Origin of the sequence: Paraburkholderia sediminicola (genome assembly GCF_902859805.1) — a bacterium.
Classification (GTDB): domain Bacteria; phylum Pseudomonadota; class Gammaproteobacteria; order Burkholderiales; family Burkholderiaceae; genus Paraburkholderia; species Paraburkholderia sediminicola.
Genome location: NZ_CADIKC010000002.1, coordinates 231,802 through 254,359, shown reverse-complemented (window position 1 = coordinate 254,359; position 22,558 = coordinate 231,802). Strand labels below are relative to the sequence as shown.

Below are 22,558 nucleotides of genomic sequence, written 5' to 3'. Positions count from 1 at the left end.
CGTCTGCGTTCTCGCGTTCAGACTTTCGCGTTTTGCTCAGCGCCGAGACTAGTCATTGCATGGCCGCTGCGAGTGTGAGCGGTACTAATTAAAATTTCATTTGAAGTGGGTTTCGCCCATAAGTGAGGAGGCGCGTCGCCGAGGCGAAGCCGACGGCCCCCACAAACCCCAACCGAAACCTGAGGTTTCCCCTGCAAACCCGTCCGCGACGCACGCAGTGCGAAGTGGGAGCTGATGAGTCCTTTGTCACTAACGCGGAATGTGGGAGGGCACGGATTCCAGATGCACCACTACCCGCAGCAAACTACGGTGCCCGCTTAGCATTAGCGGTTTGAGCTGCTTTCTTTTGCCTACTTTTCTTTGCAGCCGGCAAAGAAAAGTAGGTGCCCCCCGCACAGGGGGAACGCTAATAGACCACTAACAAAACAAGGAAAGGCACCAAAGCCAGAACAAGGAAAGGCCAAAGCCCTAAGCAAACTGAAAAAACGCCAGCCCGCGCAAAGGGCAAACACCAATCCCTAATACCCCAATCAATACAAAACCAGAATAAACAAAATAAAAACACAAAAACACCAAAAACAAAATCAAATAAGAAAAGCAAAAAATCGACCCCAAACCCCAAGCCCCGCAGGGCCCACTCACATTCCTCCACATAACGCCAAAAAAATCCAAATCAAATCGCCACTGCATGAAATGCAAAAAACAGCACATTTCCCCACTTAACAGCAACATCAAAAGAACCCCAATACCACTTCAACACCAGATAAAAACGATTTCAGCTATAGTCGCCATTTTCCAGTACCAGCCGGGCAAAAAAATAGCATCAATAAGCCCGCCACAAGGAGTAAAGAAAATGAACGCCCGCGAACCTGCTTTCGTCTCCGCTTCCCGCAGTGCGCGTCTGCGCCAGATGCTCGTCAGCAACGAACTCGAATTCATGATGGAGGCCCACAACGGTCTCTCCGCCCGTATCGTCCGCGAAGCCGGCTTCAAGGCGATCTGGGGTTCGGGTCTCGCGATCTCCGCCCAATTCGGCGTGCGCGACAACAATGAAGCCAGCTGGACGCAAGTCGTCGACAACCTCGAATTCATGGCCGACGCCAGTGATCTGCCCATCCTCCTCGATGGCGACACCGGCTACGGCAACTTCAACAACGTGCGACGCCTCGTGCGCAAACTCGAACAACGCGGCATCGCCGGCGTCTGCATCGAAGACAAACAATTCCCGAAAACGAATAGCTTCATCAACGGCGAAGCGCAGCCGCTCGCCGATATGGACGAGTTCTGCGGCAAGATCAAAGCCGGCAAAGACTCGCAGTCGGATGAAAATTTCTCGATCGTCGCGCGCGTCGAAGCACTGATCGCCGGCTGGGGAATGGACGAAGCACTGCGTCGCGCGGAAGCCTATCGGCAAGCCGGCGCCGACGCGATCCTGATTCACAGCAAGCTCTCGCGTCCCGATGAAATCCTCGAGTTCGCGCGCGAGTGGGCCGGCCGCGGGCCGCTCGTCATCGTGCCGACCAAGTACTACAGCACGCCCACCGAAGTGTTCCGCGAAGCCGGCATCAGCACGGTTATCTGGGCAAATCATCTGATCCGCGCGGCAACCTCGGCCATGCAGGCCGTCGCCAAGGAAATTCATTCGAGCGAAACGCTCGTCAATGTCGAAGACAGTATCGCCGCCGTCAACGAAATTTTCCGTCTGCAAGACGCGGACGAATACTCGGAAGCGGAAGACCGCTATCTGTCGAGCGGACGCTCGGCGGGCTCCGCTATCGTGCTCGCGGCCAGCCGCGGCAAGGGCCTCGAAGCGGTCACCGAAGATCGTCCGAAAGTCATGCTGCCAATCGCGGGCAAACCGCTGTTGCGCTGGCTCATCGATGCCTTCAAGAAACAGAGCGTCAACGACATCACCGTGGTCGGCGGTTATCGCGCCGATGCGATCGATACGGCCGGCATCAAGCTGGTCGTCAACGAACGTCACGCGCAAACCGGCGAACTGGCATCGCTCGCCTGCGCGGTCGACAAGCTTGCGGGTGACACGGTCATTTCCTATGGCGATCTGCTGTTCCGCAGCTACATCCTGCGCGACCTGGTCGAGAGCGAAGCCGCGTTCAGCGTGGTGGTCGATTCGTCGCTGACCGATGCGGAAAACGCCAGCGTGCGCGATTTCGCATGGTGCTCGGCAGCCGACGATCGCGGCCTGTTCGGCAACAAGGTCACGCTGCGTCATGTGTCGAGCGGGCAGGAGGCCTCGTCGGCCATCGCTTCGCAAACGCCGCATGGCCGCTGGGTCGGCCTGCTGAATGTACGCGGCGAAGGGCGTGAGCGTTTGCAAGCGGTACTCGGCAAACTGCAGGCACGCCCGGATTTCGATTCGCTCGATATGCCCGCGCTGCTGAACGCGCTGATCGAAGCCGGTGAATCGATCGAAGTGCAATACGTGCATGGCCACTGGCGCGGTGTGAACGATCTGGACGACTTCCGTCGTGCCGGCGATTTCGCGCATGCACAAGCGCCGTTCGCAGCGGCCGGCGGCAACACGAACGAAGCCAGCGGAGCCGTGCAATGATCGAGGCGGCACAGTTCGTCGAGGCGGCGCGTGAACGCGGCTTCGACTGGTATGCAGGCGTACCGTGCTCGTATCTGACGCCGTTCATCAACTACGTGTTGCAGGACGAATCGCTGCATTACGTCTCGGCTGCCAATGAAGGCGACGCGGTTGCGTTGATCGCGGGTGTCACGCTCGGCGCGCAGAACGGCCGGCGCGGCATCACGATGATGCAGAACTCCGGCCTCGGCAATGCCGTGAGTCCGTTGACCTCGCTCACGTGGACCTTCCGTCTGCCGCAGTTGCTGATCGTGACGTGGCGCGGGCAACCCGGCGTCGCGGACGAGCCGCAGCACGCGCTGATGGGCCCAGTCACGCCCGCGATGCTCGATACCATGGAGATTCCGTGGGAGACTTTCCCGACCGAAGCCGACGCGATCGGTCCGGCGCTGGATCGCGCGATTGCTCATATGGATGAAACCGGCCGTCCGTACGCGCTTGTGATGCAAAAGGGCAGCGTGGCGCCGTACGAGTTGAAAGAAGGCGCTGCGGGTGCCCGCCGTGTGCCGGTCGCGCCGCGTTCGCAATTCAAGAATGTCGCGGCGAATGAACTGGCTTCGCGTCACGATGCGCTGCAGAAAGTCATCGCACACACGCCGCTCGAATCGACGGTGGTGCTCGCGTCGACCGGATTCTGCGGCCGCGAACTCTATGCCATCGACGACCGTCCCAACCAGTTGTACATGGTCGGCTCGATGGGTTGCGTGACGCCGTTCGCGTTGGGTCTCGCGCTTGCGCGTCCGGATCTGCACGTGGTCGCGCTCGACGGCGACGGCGCCGCGCTGATGCGCATGGGCGCATTCGCGACGCTCGGCGCGTACGGTCCGTCGAATCTCACGCACGTGTTGCTCGATAACGGCGCGCACGACTCAACCGGTGGCCAGGCGACGGTGTCGTCGCAAGTCTCGTTTGCGGGCGTGGCCGCGGCGTGCGGTTACGCGTCGGCAGTTGAAAGCGATGACGTCAACGTGATCGACGAACTGTTCGAAACAGCGCCGTCGCCCCATGGTCCGCGCTTCGCGCGACTGGCGATTCGCCGCGGCACGCCCGATGGCCTGCCGCGTCCCACTATCACCCCGCCCGATGTGAAGACGCGCCTGATGCGCCACATCGGCGCCGCTTAAGGAGTGCGCTCAATGCTGCTGCTCAATCCCGGCCCGGTGACGCTCACCGAACGCGTCCGCAACAGCCTGTTGCAAACGGATCTGTGCCACCGCGAAAGCGAGTTTTTCGACTTGCAGGAAGAGGCGCGCACGCGCCTGGTCGATCTGTACGGCCTCGACGCAGATGAATGGCAAGCGGTGCTGATGACCGGTTCCGGCACGGCCGCTGTTGAAAGCATGACCGCCGCGCTGGTGCCGCAAAACGGCAAGCTGCTCGTCGTGGAAAACGGCGTGTACGGTGAGCGTATTTCGCAGATCGCCACGCAATACGGCATCGCGCACGAGTCGCTGAAACACGACTGGATGCAGGCGCCGGATCTCGCGAAGATCGCCGAACGCCTCGATGCGGACAAAGCGTTCACGCACGTTGCCGTGATTCATCACGAAACGACCACCGGCCGTCTGAACGATCTGCAAGCGCTCGGCGCGCTCTGCCGCGAACGCGGTCTGCGTCTGCTGGTTGACGGTGTCAGCAGCTTCGGCGCGGAAGCGATCGATTTCGCCGACGCCAGTCTCGACGCCGTCGCTGCGACCGCGAACAAGTGTCTGCATGGCGTGCCGGGCGCGTCGTTCGTGCTGGTGCGGCGCGCGGCGCTCGCGCAGGCGGCGAGCCGCACGTATTACCTGGACCTCGGGCGCCTCGCGCGTTTGCAGGATCAGCGCAATACGCCGTTCACGCCGTCGGTCCATGCGTATTACGCACTGGTCGAAGCGCTGCGCGAACTCGCCGACGAAGGCGGCTGGCAGGCGCGCCACGCGCGTTACGCAGCGCTCGCCGAGCAGGCTCGCGCGGGTCTCGCGGAGCGGGGCATCGGCAGTGTGTTGCCGCCGGAGCAGTCGTCGGTGGTGCTGCGCGCGTATCGCTTGCCGGATGGCGTGGCGTATCCGCAGTTGCACGACGCGCTGAAAGCGCGCGGCTTCGTCATCTATGCGGGTCAAGGCGGCTTGTCGGCCGAACTGTTCCGCATCTCGACGATGGGCAACATCCACGCCGCCGACATCGACCGTCTGTTGCAGGGTTTTAGCGAACTGACGCGCTAAAGCGCACGATCAGTCGCGCGTGCCGTCATGATCCGGCAGCGGGTAACACGCGCGCCGTGCCGTCACACCGGGTCTTTGTCCGGCGGTCCATCGGGTCGCTGCGGCTCCTCGGTGTGATGACCCGGCGACGGCGGCACGAGCGGATCGGCTTCCGGGTCCCGGTTCGGATCGGCGTTCGGGTCGGGAATCGGGCTGGTATGCATGTCGTAGCTCATTGCATCACCTTTGAGTTGAGAGGCGAACGGAAAGCGGGCGGTACGGCCGCTGTCGGTCGAGTTCACCCACACGCCAGCCGTTTCCTTCTAGCGTAGGCGATCCAGCACGCCGCGCACTCCTACTTTTTCCTGCGGCGCCCCACGCTCAATTGCCAGTAGCGTTCGGTGTCGAAAACGTCGTCGTAATTGCCCGCGCCGAAGGCGCGCAGCTGGCTTACGTAAGCGTTCACCGCTTCGCGTTTGAGCTGCGTGCGGCGCGCGAGATCGATCGTGTGGCCGACGCTCGGATAGGCCGGCGTCGCGACGACGCCGCGTTGCGCGAGGTCGGCGAGCCGCGCCTGCACGACGCCGGGCGTGCGGCGGTGAATCGCGTCCTCATAGGCAAACCACGTGAGATGCGACAGGCGCGGCAGGATTTCGCAGCAGGCTTCGAATACCAGCACATGATCGTCATGATGCAGGCCGAGCGGCATGAGCAGCGTGTTCGCGGTTGTGCGGTAGATGGTTTCTTCAAGCACGGCCGCCAGTTTGCTGATCGACGGCGAATCCATGTATTGGCTGCCGCGAAACGGCATGCGTAGCGGAATCGCGTCGAGCACTTCCAGGGCGAGGTTGTCTTCGAGCGTGCGGGCGTGAGTGGCCTGATGGGCGCTCGTGAAACCCGATTTTTCATCCCATTCGGTGTGCATCTCCTGTTCGGGCGGCGCGGCAAACACCGTGCAGACCGCGGCGTCAGGATGGGCGGCGAGTAGCGCGCCGCAACTGAAGACGGCGTCGTCGAAATGGGGCGAGACGATAAAAAGGCGTGGGCTGGTTTCGCTCATGGGACGTGGGTAGTTTCGAAACGCGCGGGGCCGCATTCGAAGCTTCGATATTGCGCGCGACAAACTTGCTGGATTGGCGGCGTCACATCAGCTTAGGCGGAATTGTCGCGACTTGTGTAACCGGTGCGGTCGACGCAAGCGGCATGCCTGAGCGGGCCGGTTCTGCTGTAGGTTCCCGCAGAGGCTCACCGTTGGGCATCTGACCTATCCCGAACATGCTCACCTTCAGGTGGCGCGCTGTCTCCCGCCAGCGCCGCCGCGCGGCTGAACGCCGCCGCAATGGTCGCTACGACGTTGTCGCGCAACGTGGCGTCGGCCATTCCTAGTGCATACGACGGGTGCCAGGTCGGCACGATCAGACGGCCGTTGTGAGCGATGGTTTGCCCGAGGTATTCGGACAGATTGACGTGCGGGCCGGTCAGCGTTTGCAACGCGGTCGCGCCCAGTGTGACGACCACGCGTGGCGCGACCTGCGCCAGTTCTTTTTCCAGCCAGTACTGGCAAGCCTCGATTTCGCGCCACACGGGCGTGCGATGAACGCGCTGCTGGTCGAGCGTTTCCCATTTGTAATGCTTGACGGCATACGTCAGATATAGCGTCTGGCGTTCCAGTCCGGCGCGCGCCAGCACGGTGTCCAGCAGTTGGCCGGCCGGCCCGGTGAAAGGCTCGCCGTGCTGGTTCCCGTGCTCGCCCGGCTGCTCGCCGATCACCATGATCGCGGCAGGCGCGGGCCCGGCGCCCGCAACCGGCTGTTTCGCATTGCGCCATAACGCGCAGCGCCGGCAGGTGGCGAGCGGGCCGGTGGGCTCCCGCAAAGGGGGCGTCACGGCCGAATACTCGATCGGCGGCATGGGCGGAACGGTGACCGCCGCGCTTTGCGCGCCGAGACGACTGCGTTCGCGCGCGAGGTGTGCGGGCAGCGGCGGACCCGCGGGCGGCCTTCTCCAGTAGCGCAGCGGCACAGGCGAGGGCTGGGCATTGAAGGCCTTGCAGTAGTACGCGAGCCAGAGCGCTTCCGTGGGCGTGCTGGTGATGGCTTCGCCGGTCATGGCGTTGGCCTCCAATACCGGCGCGGCTTGCTCGCACTCCGCCGTTACCGGCCGGTCGGTGCGCAGCAGCATGCCGTTCCAGAACACCGCGCCGTGCGGCGTGGCCAGCATCCACGTGGAATTTCCCGTTTGCCTGGCGAACCGCTCGGCGGCACGCTCCAGCAAGTCGTGATGCGGCTCGTACCAGCCGACGAATTCGGGCGGCTCCATCGACGGATCACGCCGTCTGAACAGGGTGAGTGTCAGCAGATCTTCGGTTTCACGCTCGATAGTCCGGATGCGTTGATCCAGCAGCGCGCCGTCGGGGTCGTCGAGATCGAGGACGTTGCGCTCGCCGCGCGTCCAGCGCCATAGGACGCGGTACAGCAGCGCCCAGCGGTCCGGCGCACGGAAGCACGCTGCCGTTTTCAGCCAGGAGAGCAGTTCGCGCGGAATCGCGGGCGTGGCGAGGACGGGGGCGGAGGCAGGGGCAGGGGCGATTCCTGTCTCGGAGGCGCCCGCCGTGGCGAATGCGGATTCAGTAGCCCGTAGACTCGGCGCCCCGGCTTCACCTTCAGACTCGACCCACTCGATCTGCGAGGGCTCGACACCTTGCTGCAGCAACACCCGCGCGGCGCGCCGCCATATGGCGAAAGACGGTTCGATCGAAATGCGTTTCATGCTGACGCGCCGTGGATGCGCGCATCGGGATGCGTGTACCTATGCGGCCAAAATACTGTATGGATATACAGTATGCGCTAAAACGCCGGTCTGGATCAAGTCAGCCGGATCAGACCGGCGCAACAACGGGCGCACGTCAATTGCAACGGGAGCAGAGGCACGTCCGCAGACCCATCACCAGGGAACGACCCTCCCGAGGTAATCAAGGTAATGCAGGCCGGCGCGTCCTTCATAAGCCTCGATCGTGTTGACCAGGTTCGGAATGCTCTCCCCGATGGTCAAGCGCGCCGTAGGACCGCCCATGTCTGTCTGGACCCATCCAGGCGCCATCAGCAGGAGGTTGCGCGGAGACTCGGCGTTGCGCGCCGCGAAGGTCCGCATGAACATATTCAGTGCGGCCTTGCTCCCCCGATAGACTTCGAAATTCGCGTTGGTGGCATTCGTGAGACTGCCTTGTCCCGACGACATGACGCCGATCGTTCCAGTCGGCGGGACAAGGTCCTGAAACGCGTTAATGACTCTGATCGGACTCAGCGAGTTCGTTACCATCACCCGCACAAACTCCTCGGTCGAGACGTCCGCGAGCGTTTTACCATCGTCGTTGACGACGCCTGCGTTCACGAAGAGCACATCGATACGCCGATCTGCAAGGCGGCCTCGCAGTGCTGCGACCTGCTCGGGGATCGTGATATCGACAGTTTCTACTTCGAGCGCGCCAGCGGCGGCTTGCGCGACCTGCCGAAGCTTGCCGGTCGAATCAGTTCGCCCGGTGGCGATGACCTGATAGCCGCGCTTCAAATACTCCTCGACCATTGCAAATCCAAGGCCGCGCGAGGCGCCGATCAGGAGGACAGTTTTCTGCGAATGTGTGTTTTGCATGGCATTCCCGGTAAATGAAGCCGCTCCCGAACCTGAATCTGACGAGAGCGATCCTCTTGGATAAATCGTTCAATCCAATATAGCGATGCGCTGGAAAGGGCGGAAGCCGCGCTGAATGCAACTAATATCTGCATCAGACGCCTTATTCCACCTCCGCTGATTACGATAAAAAATGCCCGAACCGGACCTGAATCTTCTTTTCGCGCTCGATGCGTTGCTCGCCGAGAAAAACGTGACGCGCGCGGCCCGGGCGTTGCATTTGAGTGCGTCGGCAATGAGCCGCACGCTGACCCGCCTGCGTGCCGCGACCGGCGATCCACTCCTGGTCCGGGCCGGGCGCCAGATGGTGCTGACGCCATATGCCGAGGGGATTCGCGAGCGCACACAAAACATCGTTCAGGAGGCGCGTTCCTTACTGCGTCCGTCGCCTGCGGCGCTGGATTTTTCAACCTTGCGCAGAACCCTGACGATTCGTGTGAATGAAGCTTTCGTGGAAGCGTTCGGTGCGCCATTGATTGCCGAAGTGACGGCATTGGCGCCGTTCGTGCGTTTGCACTTTTCGTCCAAGCCGGAAAAGAACGCGGAATATCTGCGCAATGGGTCCGCCGATCTCGAGATTGGTGTCCTGGAGGAAATGGGGCCTGAAATTCGCGTCCAGGCCTTGTTTCGAGACCGCTACGTTGGGGTTGTCAGAAAGGGGCATCCCCTGGACCTGAAACAGGACGTGACGATCGAGCAATACGCAGCGTATGGCCACGTCGTCGCTCCATACGGCCGCCAGACAATCGACACGCTTGACGCTGCGATTGCGCAGTCGGGTTTGGAGCGAACGACCGTAGCGGTTGTACCGAGTTTTCCGGCCGCGTTGGCCGTGGCGCGAGCGTCCGATCTGGTAGCGCTCCTGCCGGCATCTTTTGTGAATACTCAGCCCGGTGTCGCCGTCAGCGTCTACGCGTTTGAACTTCCTGTGGCGACTGAGGGTTTTACGGTGTCCCAGATGTGGCATCCCCGTTTGGAGAATGACCCGGTTCATCGTTGGCTTCGGCAGCTCGTTCTTGGCATGTGCCGTCGGCAGATGTCGTCGAGCTAAACGTTGCGCAGATCTTCCGGCGTATCGACGTCGCGCAGAATCCCGGGATCGTCGACATCCAGCCGCATGACCCGCTGCGAGGTTAGCAGCGTACGTGCGCCGGTGTCGCCGTCGAGTGCAATCAGGGCGTCCCGATGCTCGATGCCGAAGCCGACCGGATGGCCGCGCTGGCCCTGATAAAACGGCGCGACGATCGAAGCGCCGCTGTCGAGCGCGCGCGCCACTTCTTCGATCGTCGGGGTGGCGATGCGTGGCATATCGGCAAGCGCGACGATCCAGCCCTCGGCGTCGTCGCTGGCTTCGATGGCGGCGGCGAGACTCGCACCCATGCCACGATTGGCGCTCTCGGCGAACACCACATCGCAACCGGCGTCGTTCAGGAGGCGCGCCAGGGCGTCCGAGCCCGGCCGCACCACCGCCAGCACATGCGAGACAACCCTTAGCAGCCGGTGCGCCGCTTCGTGCGCGACGGGTGTGCCGTCGGGCATCTGCGCGAGGAGCTTGTTGTGCAGGCCGTCCGGATCGAAGCGGGAGCCGAAGCCGGCGGCGAGCAACACGCCAGTAGCGAGCGAGGCGTAGGCCATGGACGGGCACCGATAGAAGGGACGTGCCCGATTGTGCGATGCAACGCATCGGCAGGCAAGCGGCAATGCATGGGCCGTTATGCGCGCGTCGTCCTCATCACCTTGTCGAGTGTCACCGGCAGATCGCGCACGCGCACGCCGGTTGCGTGATACACGGCATTCGCGATGGCCGCCGGTACGCCGGTGATGCCGATCTCGCCGATGCCGCGCACGCCGAGCGAGTTGACGTACGGATCTGGCCGATCGATGAACGCGATGTCGAGCGAACCGATGTCGGCGTTCACCGGCACGTGGTACTCGGCGAGATTCGCGTTGGTGAAGCGGCCATAGCGCGTGTCGAGCGACGTATCTTCCTGAAGCGCCGCTCCCACGCCCCACACGATGCCGCCCAGCATCTGGCTGCGCGCGGTCTTCTGATTCAGCACGCGGCCCACGTCATAAACGCCGACCACGCGCGCCACGCGAATCGTGCCGAGGTCCGCATCGACATGGACTTCGGCAAACACGGCGCCAAACGAGTGAAGCGAATACTTCTGCCTTTCCTCGCCGGGTTTGACCGTCGCGGTGGCCTCGATCGGCTTGCCGCCTGAGCGCGCGATGATCGCTGCCGCCGGATCGCGCTTCGACGGTTGTGAGCGGCTCACGACCCAGCCGTTTTCCACCGTGATGTCGTCGGGCGCGATGCCGTGAACCGGCGAGGCTTCGTCGGCGAGCGCCAACGCGATCAGCTGGCTGCGCGCCTGGCTTGCAGCCTCGCGCACCGCGGGCGAAACGCTCGCCGCCGATTGCGAGCCGCCCGACCCCGGCGCTCTCGGCAGCGACGAATCGCCGAGCGCGAAGTGGATGTTTTCCGGCGCGAAGCCGAGGGCGTCGGCGGCCACCTGGGTCATCACCGTATAGGTGCCGGTGCCGAGGTCCTGCGTGCCGGAGGCGACCATGGCGCTGCCGTCCGGCAGAATCCGCGCGATCGCCGCGGCTTCGCTGCGATTGGCCGGATACGTGGCGGTGGCCATGCCCATGCCGATCAGCGTGTTGCCGTTGCGCATCGAGCGTGGCGCGGCGGTGCGCCGCGACCAGCCAGATTTCTCCGCGCCGATCTGATAGCACTCGCGTAAGGACTTGCTCGACCACGGTTTGTTTTCCTGCGGATCGGCCTCCGCGTAATTCTTCAGACGCAGCGCGAGCGGGTCCATCTTCAACGCTACGGCGAGTTCGTCCATCGCCGATTCGAGCGCGAACGAGCCGGTTGTCTCGCCTGGCGCGCGCATGAAGGTCGGCGTGCCGAGATTCATCGGCACGATCCGGTGAGTCGTGATCTGATTGGGCACCGTGTACAACATGCGCGTGACCATGCAGCAGGTCTCGGTCCAGTCTTCGAACATCGACGTGTTCGACGTACTGTCGTGGCGCATCGCCGTCAGCGTGCCGTCGTGCCGCGCGGCAAGCGTGAAGTGCTGCTCGGTACGCGGCCGCGCGCCGACAGAGCCGAACATCTGCGGCCGCTCGAGCACAAGACGCACCGGTCGCCCGGTCTGCTTCGCCGCCATCGCACACAACGACACGTGCGACCACGATGAACCCTTGCAGCCGAAGCCACCGCCGATAAACGGCGAAATCACGCGTACGTCGCCGGGCGGCATGCCGAATGTCTTCGCAACCGCCTGCGCCGCATTGCTCACGCCCTGCGTCGAGTCGTAGAGCGTGAGTTGCGGGCCGTCCCAGTGCGCCATCGTGGCGTGCGGCTCCATCGGGTTGTGATGTTCGATCGGCGTGGTGTAGACGGCATCGACGTGGACGGGGCCGCTGCGCATACCGTCCTCGAAGTCGCCGCGTTGCGTGTCCGTGGTGCGGCCTTGCGGTTTGTCGGGCGCATGTCCGTTCGGCTTCGCTTGCGTGAAATCGAGCACCGCGGCGCTGCTCTGATAAGTGATGCGCAACTGACGCGCGGCGTCGGTAGCATGTTCGAGCGTATCGGCAACCACCACCGCGACCGGCTCGTTGTTGTAGTGAACCTGGTTGTCCTGCAGCAACGACAGGCGCCTACCTGCCGGCGGCGTCAACGCGGGCTTGCCGCCATTCGGCAGGCGCGGCGCGTTCTGATACGTCATCACCAGCAGCACGCCTGGCAATGCCTGCGAGCGGCTCGCGTCGATCGACGCAATCGTGCCGCTTGCAACCGTGCTGGTGACCAGCACCGCATGCGCAAGGCGCGCCTCAGGAAACTCGGCGGCGTAGCGCGCTTCGCCGGTGACTTTCAGCATACCGTCGATACGGTCGAGCGGTTGACCGATCAGATTCATGCGACACCTCCGCTGCGGCCGGCGGCCAGATTCACTGCGCGCACGATCGCGCGTTGCGCGAGCTGCACCTTGAACGCATTTTCATGCTGCGGCCTCGCATCGCGTAGCGCGGCGGCTGCGGCCTCATGCAACCTCGCCTGCGTGAGCGGCTGGCCGTTGAGCATCTGCTCGGCTGCGCTCGCACGCCACGGTTTGTGCGCGACGCCGCCCAATGCGATGCGTGCGGTTTGCACGTGCTCGCCGTCCATCTGCAATGCGGCGGCCACCGAGACCAGCGCAAATGCGTAACTCGCCCGGTCACGCACCTTCAGATAGTGGGCGTTCGCGCTGAACAGCGGCGGCGGCAAATCGACGGCCGTAATCAACTCGCCCGCCTGCAAAGTCGTATCGATATCGGGCCGGTCACCGGGAAGCCGATGAAAATCAGCGAATGGAATCGTCCGCTCGCCCGCGGCTCCGCTTACGTGCACGACGGCGTCGAGCGCGGCGAGCGCCACGCTCATATCTGACGGGTTCACGGCGATGCATTGCGAACTCGCGCCGAGAATCGCCTGCGTGCGATGGTGGCCTTCGAGCGACGCGCAACCGCTGCCTGGCATGCGCTTATTGCACTGCGTGAAGGCGGTGTCGTAAAAGTAAGCGCAGCGCGTGCGCTGCATCAGATTGCCGCCGACGGTCGCCATATTGCGCAACTGCGCTGAAGCACCCGCCAGAAAAGCTTGCGACAGCAACGGGTATTGTTCGCGCACCAGCGCATGATTGGCAGCATCGCTGTTGCGCACCAGCGCGCCGATGCGGATGCCGCCATTGGGCAGCGTGGTGACCGTATCGAGTCCGCTGATGTGCGTGATATCGATGAGCCGCAGTGGCCGCGCCACGCCGCCCTTCATCAGGTCGAGCAGATTGGTGCCGCCGCCGATGAATACCGTACCCGGTTGCTGCGCCGCGCGCACGGCGCCGGCGACATCGCCGGCGCGTTCGTAAGAGATCGCATCCATGCTGGTCGCTCCGTCAGGCGTTGTGGCGGTTGTCGCTGCTGCCACTGCCGCTCGCAACGTTCTGCTCACCGCCTTCATGCACGGCGCGCACCGCCGCGACGATATTGACGTACGCACCGCAGCGACAGATATTGCCGCTCATGCGTTCGCGGATTTCGTCGTCGGAAAGTTGTGGAGGCCGGCTGCGGACATCGGCGGTCACGGTGCTGGCCGTGCCGTTACGGAATTCGTTCAGCAGGGCAGTCGCGGAACACAACTGCCCGGGCGTACAGTAGCCGCACTGGAACGCATCGTGTTCGATGAAGGCTCGCTGCAACGGACTCAGCACGCCGTTGCTGGCGAGTCCTTCCACCGTCGTGATGTTCTCGCCTTCATGCATCACGGCGAGCGTCAGGCAGGAATTGATGCGACGGCCGTCGGCGATCACCGTGCATGCGCCACATTGCCCACGGTCGCAGCCTTTCTTCGTGCCCATCAGACCCGCGTACTCGCGCAGCGCATCGAGCAAGGTCACGCGCGGTTCGAGTTGCAGCGTGTAAGCGCGGCCGTTGATGGTCAGCGTGACCGGACGGCCCGGCACCGGCGAGCGAACTTCCGCGGGCGGCGCGGCCGGGATGGGGGTTTGTGTTTGCGCGCGCAGATGCGGCGCCGCGCCGACTGTGGCCGCCGCGGCCGCCGACTGCAGAAAGCGGCGGCGCGACGGTCGGGGTGGCGTGGTGGCGAGCGCGTCGCCCGAATCCTGATGTTCGTTCTTCGTGGACATGACGGTCTGCTGGCTCCATTGAAAGGTCAATGCAGGCTGGCGACATGCAAGTAGCCGACGCGCGGATACCCGCACGTTGGCATCCGAAGCGTCGTGGCCTAACTCGTCGTTATCAGCGTAATCAGCAATTTCGGTGCCGTTGCGAATGCAACAGGTTGCGCACGCGGCGCAACGGGGTTCGCTGCCACCCGGCTATCGGGTCACAGCGAAGGATCGAATCCTGGAGAGCGCAACCAGAAACGTAGCGACGCGCGTCAACCACGGACGTTGCGCTTAACGAATGGGAAAGTAAATACGCGGACGTGCCTTCTTTCTACGTGCAAAAAGAAAGACTGTTTTGTGTGAGACGATGAGTCCGCCAGATCAGGCGTCGGCCCAGCGGCGCAGCAGATTGTGATAGATGCCGGTGAGACTTACCACGGTTGCGTCGTTCGAACCTTTTTCGGCAGCCAGACGTTGCACGTCGTTGTCGAGTTGGAACAGCATGGCGCGTTCGCCGTCGTCGCGCACCATGCTTTGGATCCAGAAGAAGGAAGCGACCCGCACGCCACGCGTCACCGCGCTCACGTGATGCAGGCTCGAAGCAGGGTAGAGCACCATGTCGCCGGCAGGCAGCTTCGCGCGATGCACGCCGTAGGTGTCTTCGACGCAGAGTTCCCCGCCGTCGTAGGACTCCGGTTCGGCCAGAAAGAGCGTGGCCGACAAATCGCTGCGGATGCGGAAGTCGGTGCCGCGCAACTGGCGGATCGCGTTGTCCACGTGCGTGCCGAAACCATCGCCTCCCGCATAGCGGTTAAAGAGCGGCGGAAAGACTTTCAGCGGCAACGCGGCGGAGAAGAAGCGCGGATTGCGGCCGAGCGCGTCCTGAATCGCATCGCCAACCGCGCGCGCTGCGGGAGAGCCTTCGGGCAACTGCTGGTTGCGCTTGGCCTGCGCCGATTGTTCGCCGGAAGTCGCATTGCCGTCGATCCATGGCGCCGCGTCGAGGATTTCGCGGCATTGCGCGACCTGCTGTTTGCTGAGTACGCCTTGCAGATGCAGCATCATGCGCGCACCTCTTCATGGATCTCTTCGTTGATCTGGTCAGCCAGTGCACGAAATGCGGCGACTGGCGATGCGGCCAGCCATGCTTGCATTTTCTCGACGAACGCCGCCGTTGCCGTTACTGGCACGCGCCGCAGCCACACCAGCGCGGCATCGATCTCGCCGCGTTCCGCCAGTAGCCGCGCATAGTTGAACTGGCCGCGAAAATCGCCGCCCACCGCTGCACGCCGGTAACAGTCGAGCGCGATGCTTGCGTCCGCATCGACTTCCCAGCCGTCCTCGTAAAAGCTGCCGATAAAGTTGATGGACTTAACGTGACCCATTTCGGCGGCGCGCCGGAACCACTGCAGCGCCTGCGCACGATCGCACGCCACACCATTGCCGAGCGCCAATGCGGAGGCATAGTTGTACATGCCCCAATCGAGTCCGGCCTGCGCCGCGAGGCGGTACCAGTAGAGCGCCACCGGCGCGCACGCGGTGGTTCCCCAGCCGTGTTCATAGCAACGGCCCAGCATGTTCATCGCCATCGGATGATCCTGCCGTGCCGCGTGCTTGAACCAGGTCAACGCCTCCTCAGCGTTGCGGTCTACACCGTGACCGTCGAGCAGATACTGCCCGTACACCGCCTGCGCTTCGACGATGCCGTTATGCGCGGCCGCCGCCACCCACGCGGCCGCAGTGGCCGGTGGTCCGGCGAGAATCGCGGCGAGCTCGTCATGCGACACGCTCGCCAGCGCCTTCAGCGTTACCTGTTCCGTCATGCCGTGCTTAGTAGTGCGCGTTGAGCGTCAGGAAGGCGGAACGGCCGGCTGCAATCGACGCATAGTGCGCCGGATACGCCTGGTCGTAATACGTCCGGTTGAAGATGTTCTGCACGTTCAGTTGCAGATCGACCTTCTTGTTGATCCGGTACGTCGCCATGCCATCGAAGCGCCAGTACGACGGCACCGCACGCAGGTTCGCCGTATCGCCGTACACCTGCGACATGTAAAACGCGCCGCCGCCGATCGTGAACTTCGGCAGCACGTCGTAGTTGGTCCACAGGCTGATGCTGTTCTTCGGCGTATTCGGGAACTGGTGGCCGTTATCCGAGGTGGTCTTGCCGTTGTCGCGCAACTGGCTCTTCATATACGTGTAGCCGCCGAACACCTGCCACTTGTTCGTCAACTGACCGGCCACGCCGAATTCGAAGCCTTGCACGCGCTTGTTGCCGACCATCGCGTATTCGTTGTTCGGCAGCGTGACGCGGGCATTGGTCGTGTCGATCTGGAACAGCGCGCCCGTCAGCGAGAGGTGGTTGTCGAGCACATTCCACTTGGTGCCGAGTTCGATGCTGCGGTTCTTTTCCGGTGCGAGCTGATCCGCGTTCGCACCGACACCGCCACGGCCCGGCGTCAGCGATTGCGTTTCGCCGCCCTGGCCGAGCAGGGCGCCGGCCGGCGTCGACGAGGTCGCGATCGACGCATACACGCTGCCGTTCGAAGCCGGTTTGAAGACGAGACCGAACTGGTAGTTGAACAGCGTGTCGTCACGCGAGGTGCGCTTGCCGCCGTTGGCTACCGTGTTGCGGAAATCGGTCGAGTAATCGTCGACGCGCAAACCGACATTGGCCTGCCAGCGTTTGGTGAGTTCGATCGTATCGAACGCATACAGCGATTTGGTGGTGGTGCGCTGCTCGCTCGGGTCGTTCGTCTGCTTGACCGAGCCGGCCCACGGGTCGTTCGGATTCGGCGACCACAGGCTCGCGCAGTTATAGCCCGACGCCGAGCCGATGCCCTTGGTCTTGCAGATCGCACCGGTGGCCGTTGCAACGGTGTACGAATCATTCACGCTGGTCTCGCGCGACAGTTCGAGGCCGGTCGTGAAGCTGTGTTTCAGGAAGCCTGTCCTGAACTCGCCGAACAGTTCGGTCTGGTTCGCGAGGCTGTAGACGTCGCTGGCACGCGTATTCGCGCGGCGCCACACCATGCCGTTCACAACGTTGCCCTGGCTATCGTCCGGCTGCGTCCAGATGTAGTCCTGCGTGGACTTCGTATAACGCGTGGTGTTGCGGACCGTCAGATTGCTGTTGATGTCGTGCTCGATGCGCACGGTGCCGACGTCCGAAGTCGTCTTGCGGAAATCGCGGTCGATCAGGCCGTAAAAGTTATGCCGGTCTACATTGGCCGGATAGATCGTGTCGACGTTGGCCGGCTTGTTGGTGGTTGTGTAGAAGTACGGAATACCGCTGTCGGGCAGGTCGTCGGTGGAGAGGTGGTAGTAGCTTGCCGTGACGCGAGTGGGCGTGCCGAGACCATAGGTGAACGACGGTGCGATGCCCCAGCGTTCGTTGTTGACTGCGTCGCGGCCGGCCACGTCGTTGTTGTGGCTCATCACGTTCAGGCGGAAGGCCGCGTGATCGGCCATTTGCCAGTTGCCGTCGGCGGTGAAGCGGCGGTAGCGGTCGGTGCCGAGGCCCGCGCTGCCGTCGGCGGAATTGCCCAGATGCGGAGTCTTGGTGATCAGGTTGATGCTGCCGCCCGCGCCGCCGCGGCCGCCGTAGGCGCCGTCCGAACCTTTGGTCACTTCCACGCTTTCGATGTTGAACACTTCGCGCGTGGTCGCGCCGATGTCGCGCATGCCGTCGACGAAGGTGCTGCCCTGGGCGTCGTAGCCGCGAATGAACGGCCGGTCGCCGAGCGGATTGCCGCCTTCGCCGGCGCCGAACGTGATGCCCGGCACCGTGCGCAGCGCTTCGGTCAGCGTCGAGGCGCCCGTGCTTTTGATCAACTCCTGCGGAATCACGGTCACCGACTTCGGCGTGTCGACCAGCGGCGCAGTGAATTTGACCGACGCCGAGTGGTCGGTCTTGAAGCCGTCGTCCGCCTGGCCTTGCACGGCGATCGGCGCGAGCTGGCTCTCCTTGTCAGGCGGCGCCGTGCCGGCGGTGCCCTGCGCGAGCGCGGGACCTGCTGCCAACATGCTGCACAGCGTCGTGCTGATTTTGCCGAGCTTCGGTTCGTCGGACCGCAACTTCATTTTTATCCCCGTCATGAGTGCTGGTGCCCGGGCGAGCAACGCATTTTCTTACCCGAACATTCCATGTTTATTACAAATTGTTTGCGGCGTGCATTCTATGCAATCTGCTTGTAATTGAGAAGCGTTCTCATCAGAAAATCTTCGGGCGGGGAATTGAGTGCGTGGGTCAATTCATGAAATTGGCGGCTTGATCGACGAAGATGGCTAGGGAAGGAGTGAGTTTGGCGGCTCCGGCAGGCGTGGAGATGCCTGCACTTTTGTCGCTGCGAGCGCCGTCTATAGCGCATGGCGCGCCTCTGTCTTCTAGTCCAAGGCGGATCCTGTCCGCCCGATTTCCTACTGTTCGGCCAACTCGGCCAGCATTTCCCGCAGCCACACGAGCGCCGGATCGGCCTGATTGCGCGGATGCCAGCCCGCGTACAGCGTGAAGCCGCGCGCCTCGAACGGCAGCGCAAAGGTGTCGAGACGATCGGCGTAGCGCGTCGCGAAGCGCGATGGCAGCGTCGAAACGTAGTCGGTTTTAGACAGCAACTCCGGCACCAGCGCGAAGTGCTGGAGCGACAGCGCGACGCGCCGTTCGCGGCCGAGTTCGTCGAGATGCTCGTCCATGAAGCCGTGAAAACTGCCGCCGCTGGTCGAGACCAGCACGTGATCGAGCGCGCAGTAGGTGTCGAGATCCAGTGGGGCGTCGCCGCGCGGATGCCCCTTGCGCTGCACGAACACGAAATGCTCGTCGTAGAGCTTGCGGACCTTCATCGACGGCGGAATCATCCGGTCGGAACCGAGCAGCAGGTCGATCTCGCCGCTTTCGAGCCGCGACGCGGCGGTGGGCTGATCGCCGATCAGGAACGCCACGCGCACGCCTGGGCCCGCCGACGCCGGCAAGCGCTCCATCAGACGCATGCCGAGCACGGCGGTGGCGTTGTCGTGCGCGGCGATCACAAAGCGCCGCGTGTCGGTATGGGGATCGAAGACGGACTGGTGGCGTACCACCGCTTCGAGATTCTTCAACGCGGCATGAAGCGGCTCCATCAGCTCCAGCGCCCGGGCCGTGCGCGTCATGCCGCGACCGGTTTCGGCGGGCAGCAGCAGCGGATCGCCGAAGATCTGCCGCAAACGCGAAAGCTGCGTGGAGACGGCCGGTTGCGTCAGATGCAGCCGCTCGGCCGCACGCGTGACGTTCGACTCGGCGAGCAGCGCGTCGAGCGAAACCAGCAGATTCAGGTCGATGCCGCGGAGATCAATCATGTTGATAGGTCGCATATGAGTAATTGATTTCTAGAATACGTACCGCGCTTCTACAGTTCAAGCACCGAAACGAACTGAAGGAAGCTCAACATGAAAGCCTGGATGCTCGACGAACCCGGCAAGCCGCTGGCCTTGCGCGACGTGAGCCAGCCGCAACCGCGCCGTAACGCTGTGCTGGTGCGGATGGAGGCGGTGCCGTTGCTCAGTTACACGCGTGACTATGTCGAAGGGAAGTTGCCCTATGCGTATCCGCCAACACCGTTTTCGCCCGGCACCAATGGGGTTGGCCGGATCGTCGCAGTCGGCGAAGGTGTGGTGGCATTTCGCGCCGGTCAACGCGTTGCCGTGAATCCGTACTGGATTGCCGACGAAGCGGTGCGCGAACCGGCGCAAGCCCTGGTGGGGCTCACCGCTATCAGCGCGGACAGCGGGGCGCTGATGGTTGAGTTTCCGCACGGCACATTGCGCGAACTGGCCGAATTCCCGGCCTCGACGCTGATCGCGCTGGACGGTCTGGACGAGGTCAACGCCGCCCGTCTCGCGGTGCTCGGCAAATTCTCGGTGCCGTTCGGTGGCTTGCGACGCGGCCGTCTGTCAGCGGGTGAAACGGTAGTGGTCAACGGCGCAAGCGGTTACTTCGGCTCGGCGGCCGTGCTGGCGGCGCTCGCGCTCGGCGCGAGCAAGGTCGTCGCGCTCGGCCGGCGGCTGGAACCGCTGCAGGCCTTGGTCGAGCAAGGCCGCGGGCGTGTGGCGCCCCTCGTGTTGACTGGCGATGCCGCGCAAGACATCGCAGCGATTCGCGCAGCAAGCGGTGGCGGCGCGGACCTCGGGTTCGACATGGTCGGCCAGGCCACTGACGCGAACGCAACGCTGGCCGCATTGCGCAGTCTGCGCCGCGGCGGGCGGCTTGTGCTGATGGGCAGCATGCAGGTGGACTTGCCGATTGCGTACAGCGAGATGTTGCTGAACAACTGGGAATTGATCGGCCACTTCATGTACACGCGCGCTGACTATCTCGCACTGGTTTCGCTCGTGACGTCCGGGCAGATTCCGCTCGATGCGGTCGAGTTGAAGTCCTATCCGTTTGCCGAGCTGGAAGCGGCGATCGATGCTGCCGGCCGCATGTCGGGTCTGCAATGCACGGTCGTGGAAGGCAGGTCCTCACAAGCGTGGGGTTGAGCGCTTCGCGGCTTAGCTGCGGCGGCATAAAAAAGCGGCCTTGCTGATTCACAGCAAGGCCGCTTTGCATCGGCAAATCGCAATCAATCCACGGGCAATCCACAGTCAAGCGACGTTCAATCGATGCCGCGAATCACCGCGTTGTTCTAGCCCTCGCTGAGCGGTCCGGCGACGACGACGCCGTAGTAATGACCGGCCGACGATTTGAAAATCCAGTGGGCGGTGCCCGACACTTCGTTTGCCTCCTCATCGTCGCCTATGTTGGAAAGACGTACAACGAGGTGGCCGCCGAGTAGAGAGAGGTCCGGGTTATCGCTGTCGTTCAGAAGACCTTTACGGACCCAGAAGCCGATGCCTTTCTGCTTCTTATCGTGGTACTTGCTGACTAACGAGTCCTTCGCCTTGGTCGGTTTTTCAGTGTCGGTTTGGTGTAGCGGCATGATGCATCTCCTTTGAGGATTGCGGCTGCGAATAGTGAAATTGCTGTCGATTCGTCCGGTCAACCCATTACGACGTTCGCCAGTCTGAACTGATACGGCACCGCTGTGGTTCCGCCGCCACCGCCCGTCATCACGATGTCGCAGCGTGCAATGCCAAGCAGCGACAACTCGGTGTTGATGTCGGAGATCACGGCGGAATTCATCACCTTGCCTTGCTCGATCTGCGAGGCGGTACCGATCCAGAGCGTCGGCTTGAACTCGAACACGGCTTTCTGCCCCGGCACGATGCCGGTCTTCTTCGCGAGCAGACGGTTGTCCTTGAACACGCCGGCGCTGATAGCGCCCGTGCGCAGATCGTTGCGCAACTGGATCTCGCGCGAGCTCGACGACGCACCGGCGATAGCGAGCACGTTGCCGGATGCCGCGCGGCTTACGCTGAACATCTGACCGTTCTGCGCGACTTTTTGCGGCATATAGTTACCGTCCGAGTCGCTGGCGGTAACGGTGGTGAGCAGCGGAAAGACAAACGGGTGATTGTCGCCGCGCCCGCAGTTGCTGATGACCTTCCACGCGACCGCGAGCTCGTCGAAATCCGTCGAAACGTTTTTCTGAAAGATCACGATCTGACTGTTGTTGACGTCGTTGGAGAGGTTGATGAAATTGAGTTTGATGTCCATGGCGAACCTTTTCGTGGTGGAGTGAAGCGGCGCCGAATGGCGAATCCTCCGACGCCGAACGCGTGTCCGTTGAGTCCGTTAAGTCCGTTACGCCATCACGACGTGTTCGAGGCGGAAGGTGAACGGCAACGAGCGCGGGCCGGGACCGCCGCCGGTCAACACGATGTCGGCGCTGGCGATGCCGAGCAACGAAAGCTCTGTGTTGATGTCGGAGATGACGGCCGAATTCAGCAGCGCGCCCTGTTCGATCTGCGACGCGACACCGATCCACAGCGTCGGCTTGAACTGGAACACGGCCTTTTGCCCCGGCGCGATCGATGTTTTGGTCGCGAGCGGGCTGCCGTCCTTGTAAATGGTCGCGTTCGTGGCGCCGTTCGGCAGATCGTTACGGACCTGGACTTCCGAGCTGTTGCCCGGGTCCGTGCCGAGCGTGAGCACGTCGCCCGACGTCGAGCGGACGATCTGGAAGACCTGTCCGTTGGTCGCGGTTTGCTGCGGCATGTAGTTGCCGTAGCTGTCGCTCGCGCTGACGCTCATCGTCATGGGAAACTTGAACGGATGATTGTCGCCCTGGCCGCAGTTGCGGATGACTTTCCACGCGATCGCCAGTTCGTCGAAATCCGTCGCGACGTTTTTCTGGAAGATCACGATGTTCGAATTGTTAGCGTCGTTCGAACGGTTGATGAAGTTCAGTTGAATATCCACTTGCCTGCTCCTTGAGGTTGAAATACGGCAATCGGTTTGCCGCGCACCTTGCCACCGGCCTGCCGGTTGG

At 63.0% G+C, this 22,558-nt stretch carries 20 protein-coding genes; 5 read left to right on the top strand and 15 right to left on the bottom strand.

Annotation, left to right across the window (positions count from 1 at the left end):
• Positions 1–853: 853 nt before the first annotated feature.
• The 3 genes from aepX to R8871_RS09640 are packed head-to-tail and all read left to right on the top strand — an operon-like array spanning position 854 to position 4,815.
• Positions 854–2,572, top strand: a complete 1,719-nt coding sequence (aepX, locus tag R8871_RS09650; RefSeq protein WP_175050229.1) for a phosphoenolpyruvate mutase — start codon at positions 854–856, stop codon at positions 2,570–2,572.
• Positions 2,569–3,735, top strand: a complete 1,167-nt coding sequence (aepY, locus tag R8871_RS09645; protein WP_175050228.1) for a phosphonopyruvate decarboxylase — start codon at positions 2,569–2,571, stop codon at positions 3,733–3,735. The genes aepX and aepY overlap by 4 nt, the downstream gene beginning before the upstream one ends.
• A 12-nt stretch (positions 3,736–3,747) precedes the next feature.
• Positions 3,748–4,815 carry a 2-aminoethylphosphonate aminotransferase gene (locus R8871_RS09640; RefSeq protein ID WP_175050227.1) on the top strand — a complete coding sequence of 356 codons (1,068 nt, stop codon included), beginning with the start codon at positions 3,748–3,750 and terminating at the stop codon, positions 4,813–4,815.
• A gap of 62 nt (positions 4,816–4,877) precedes the next feature.
• Here R8871_RS09640 and R8871_RS09635 read toward each other — a convergent pair whose 3' ends face one another.
• The 4 genes from R8871_RS09635 to R8871_RS09620 all read right to left on the bottom strand — a co-directional run bounded on the left by R8871_RS09635 (position 4,878) and on the right by R8871_RS09620 (position 8,442).
• A complete protein-coding gene (locus R8871_RS09635) occupies positions 4,878–5,102 on the bottom strand; it encodes a hypothetical protein (RefSeq protein ID WP_054038882.1) in 225 nt (74 codons plus the stop codon).
• A gap of 47 nt (positions 5,103–5,149) precedes the next feature.
• Positions 5,150–5,854, bottom strand: a complete 705-nt coding sequence (locus tag R8871_RS09630) for a PIG-L family deacetylase (protein WP_175050226.1) — start codon at positions 5,852–5,854, stop codon at positions 5,150–5,152.
• A 185-nt stretch (positions 5,855–6,039) separates the two neighbouring features.
• Positions 6,040–7,563: a UdgX family uracil-DNA binding protein gene (locus tag R8871_RS09625; RefSeq protein ID WP_175050225.1), complete on the bottom strand. Its 1,524-nt coding sequence runs from the start codon at positions 7,561–7,563 to the stop codon at positions 6,040–6,042.
• A gap of 174 nt (positions 7,564–7,737) precedes the next feature.
• On the bottom strand, positions 7,738–8,442 hold the full coding sequence (locus tag R8871_RS09620; protein WP_175050224.1) for an SDR family NAD(P)-dependent oxidoreductase: 705 nt from the start codon (positions 8,440–8,442) through the stop codon (positions 7,738–7,740).
• 172 nt (positions 8,443–8,614) lie between these two features.
• On the opposite strand from R8871_RS09620, the gene R8871_RS09615 reads away from it, so the two are divergent.
• The gene (locus R8871_RS09615; protein WP_175050223.1) at positions 8,615–9,532 is read left to right on the top strand and encodes a LysR family transcriptional regulator; all 918 of its coding nucleotides are present in this window, start codon (positions 8,615–8,617) and stop codon (positions 9,530–9,532) included.
• On the opposite strand, the gene R8871_RS09610 is transcribed toward R8871_RS09615, so the two are convergent.
• From R8871_RS09610 to R8871_RS09575, 8 genes are all read right to left on the bottom strand, one after another.
• Positions 9,529–10,116 (bottom strand): nucleotidyltransferase family protein, encoded by a 588-nt coding sequence (locus tag R8871_RS09610; protein ID WP_175050222.1) that lies wholly within the window; start codon positions 10,114–10,116, stop codon positions 9,529–9,531. The genes R8871_RS09615 and R8871_RS09610 overlap by 4 nt on opposite strands.
• Before the next feature lie 77 nt (positions 10,117–10,193).
• Positions 10,194–12,416 carry a xanthine dehydrogenase family protein molybdopterin-binding subunit gene (locus R8871_RS09605; RefSeq protein WP_175050221.1) on the bottom strand — a complete coding sequence of 741 codons (2,223 nt, stop codon included), beginning with the start codon at positions 12,414–12,416 and terminating at the stop codon, positions 10,194–10,196.
• Entirely contained in the window at positions 12,413–13,414 is a 1,002-nt protein-coding gene (locus tag R8871_RS09600) for an FAD binding domain-containing protein (protein WP_175050220.1), read from the bottom strand. The genes R8871_RS09605 and R8871_RS09600 overlap by 4 nt, the downstream gene beginning before the upstream one ends.
• Positions 13,415–13,427: 13 nt before the next feature.
• Entirely contained in the window at positions 13,428–14,177 is a 750-nt protein-coding gene (locus R8871_RS09595) for a (2Fe-2S)-binding protein (protein ID WP_175050219.1), read from the bottom strand.
• Between the two features lie 363 nt (positions 14,178–14,540).
• Positions 14,541–15,224: a Fe2+-dependent dioxygenase gene (locus R8871_RS09590; RefSeq protein ID WP_175050218.1), complete on the bottom strand. Its 684-nt coding sequence runs from the start codon at positions 15,222–15,224 to the stop codon at positions 14,541–14,543.
• Positions 15,221–15,982, bottom strand: coding sequence for a tetratricopeptide repeat protein (locus tag R8871_RS09585; protein WP_175050217.1), 762 nt, complete (start codon positions 15,980–15,982; stop codon positions 15,221–15,223). The genes R8871_RS09590 and R8871_RS09585 overlap by 4 nt, the downstream gene beginning before the upstream one ends.
• Positions 15,983–15,989: 7 nt before the next feature.
• A complete protein-coding gene (locus tag R8871_RS09580; RefSeq protein ID WP_175050216.1) occupies positions 15,990–18,239 on the bottom strand; it encodes a TonB-dependent receptor in 2,250 nt (749 codons plus the stop codon).
• Between the two features lie 336 nt (positions 18,240–18,575).
• Complete coding sequence (locus R8871_RS09575; protein WP_175050215.1) at positions 18,576–19,487, bottom strand: LysR family transcriptional regulator; 912 nt, start codon at positions 19,485–19,487, stop codon at positions 18,576–18,578.
• 90 nt (positions 19,488–19,577) lie between these two features.
• Here R8871_RS09575 and R8871_RS09570 point away from each other — a divergent pair, with 90 nt between their 5' ends.
• Entirely contained in the window at positions 19,578–20,666 is a 1,089-nt protein-coding gene (locus tag R8871_RS09570) for a zinc-binding dehydrogenase (protein ID WP_175050214.1), read from the top strand.
• A 146-nt stretch (positions 20,667–20,812) separates the two neighbouring features.
• On the opposite strand, the gene R8871_RS09565 is transcribed toward R8871_RS09570, so the two are convergent.
• The 3 genes from R8871_RS09565 to R8871_RS09555 all read right to left on the bottom strand — a co-directional run bounded on the left by R8871_RS09565 (position 20,813) and on the right by R8871_RS09555 (position 22,488).
• The gene (locus tag R8871_RS09565) at positions 20,813–21,106 is read right to left on the bottom strand and encodes a hypothetical protein (RefSeq protein WP_175050213.1); all 294 of its coding nucleotides are present in this window, start codon (positions 21,104–21,106) and stop codon (positions 20,813–20,815) included.
• A gap of 59 nt (positions 21,107–21,165) precedes the next feature.
• A complete protein-coding gene (locus R8871_RS09560) occupies positions 21,166–21,783 on the bottom strand; it encodes a hypothetical protein (protein WP_175050212.1) in 618 nt (205 codons plus the stop codon).
• A gap of 87 nt (positions 21,784–21,870) precedes the next feature.
• The gene (locus R8871_RS09555) at positions 21,871–22,488 is read right to left on the bottom strand and encodes a hypothetical protein (RefSeq protein WP_175050211.1); all 618 of its coding nucleotides are present in this window, start codon (positions 22,486–22,488) and stop codon (positions 21,871–21,873) included.
• Positions 22,489–22,558 lie beyond the last annotated feature (70 nt).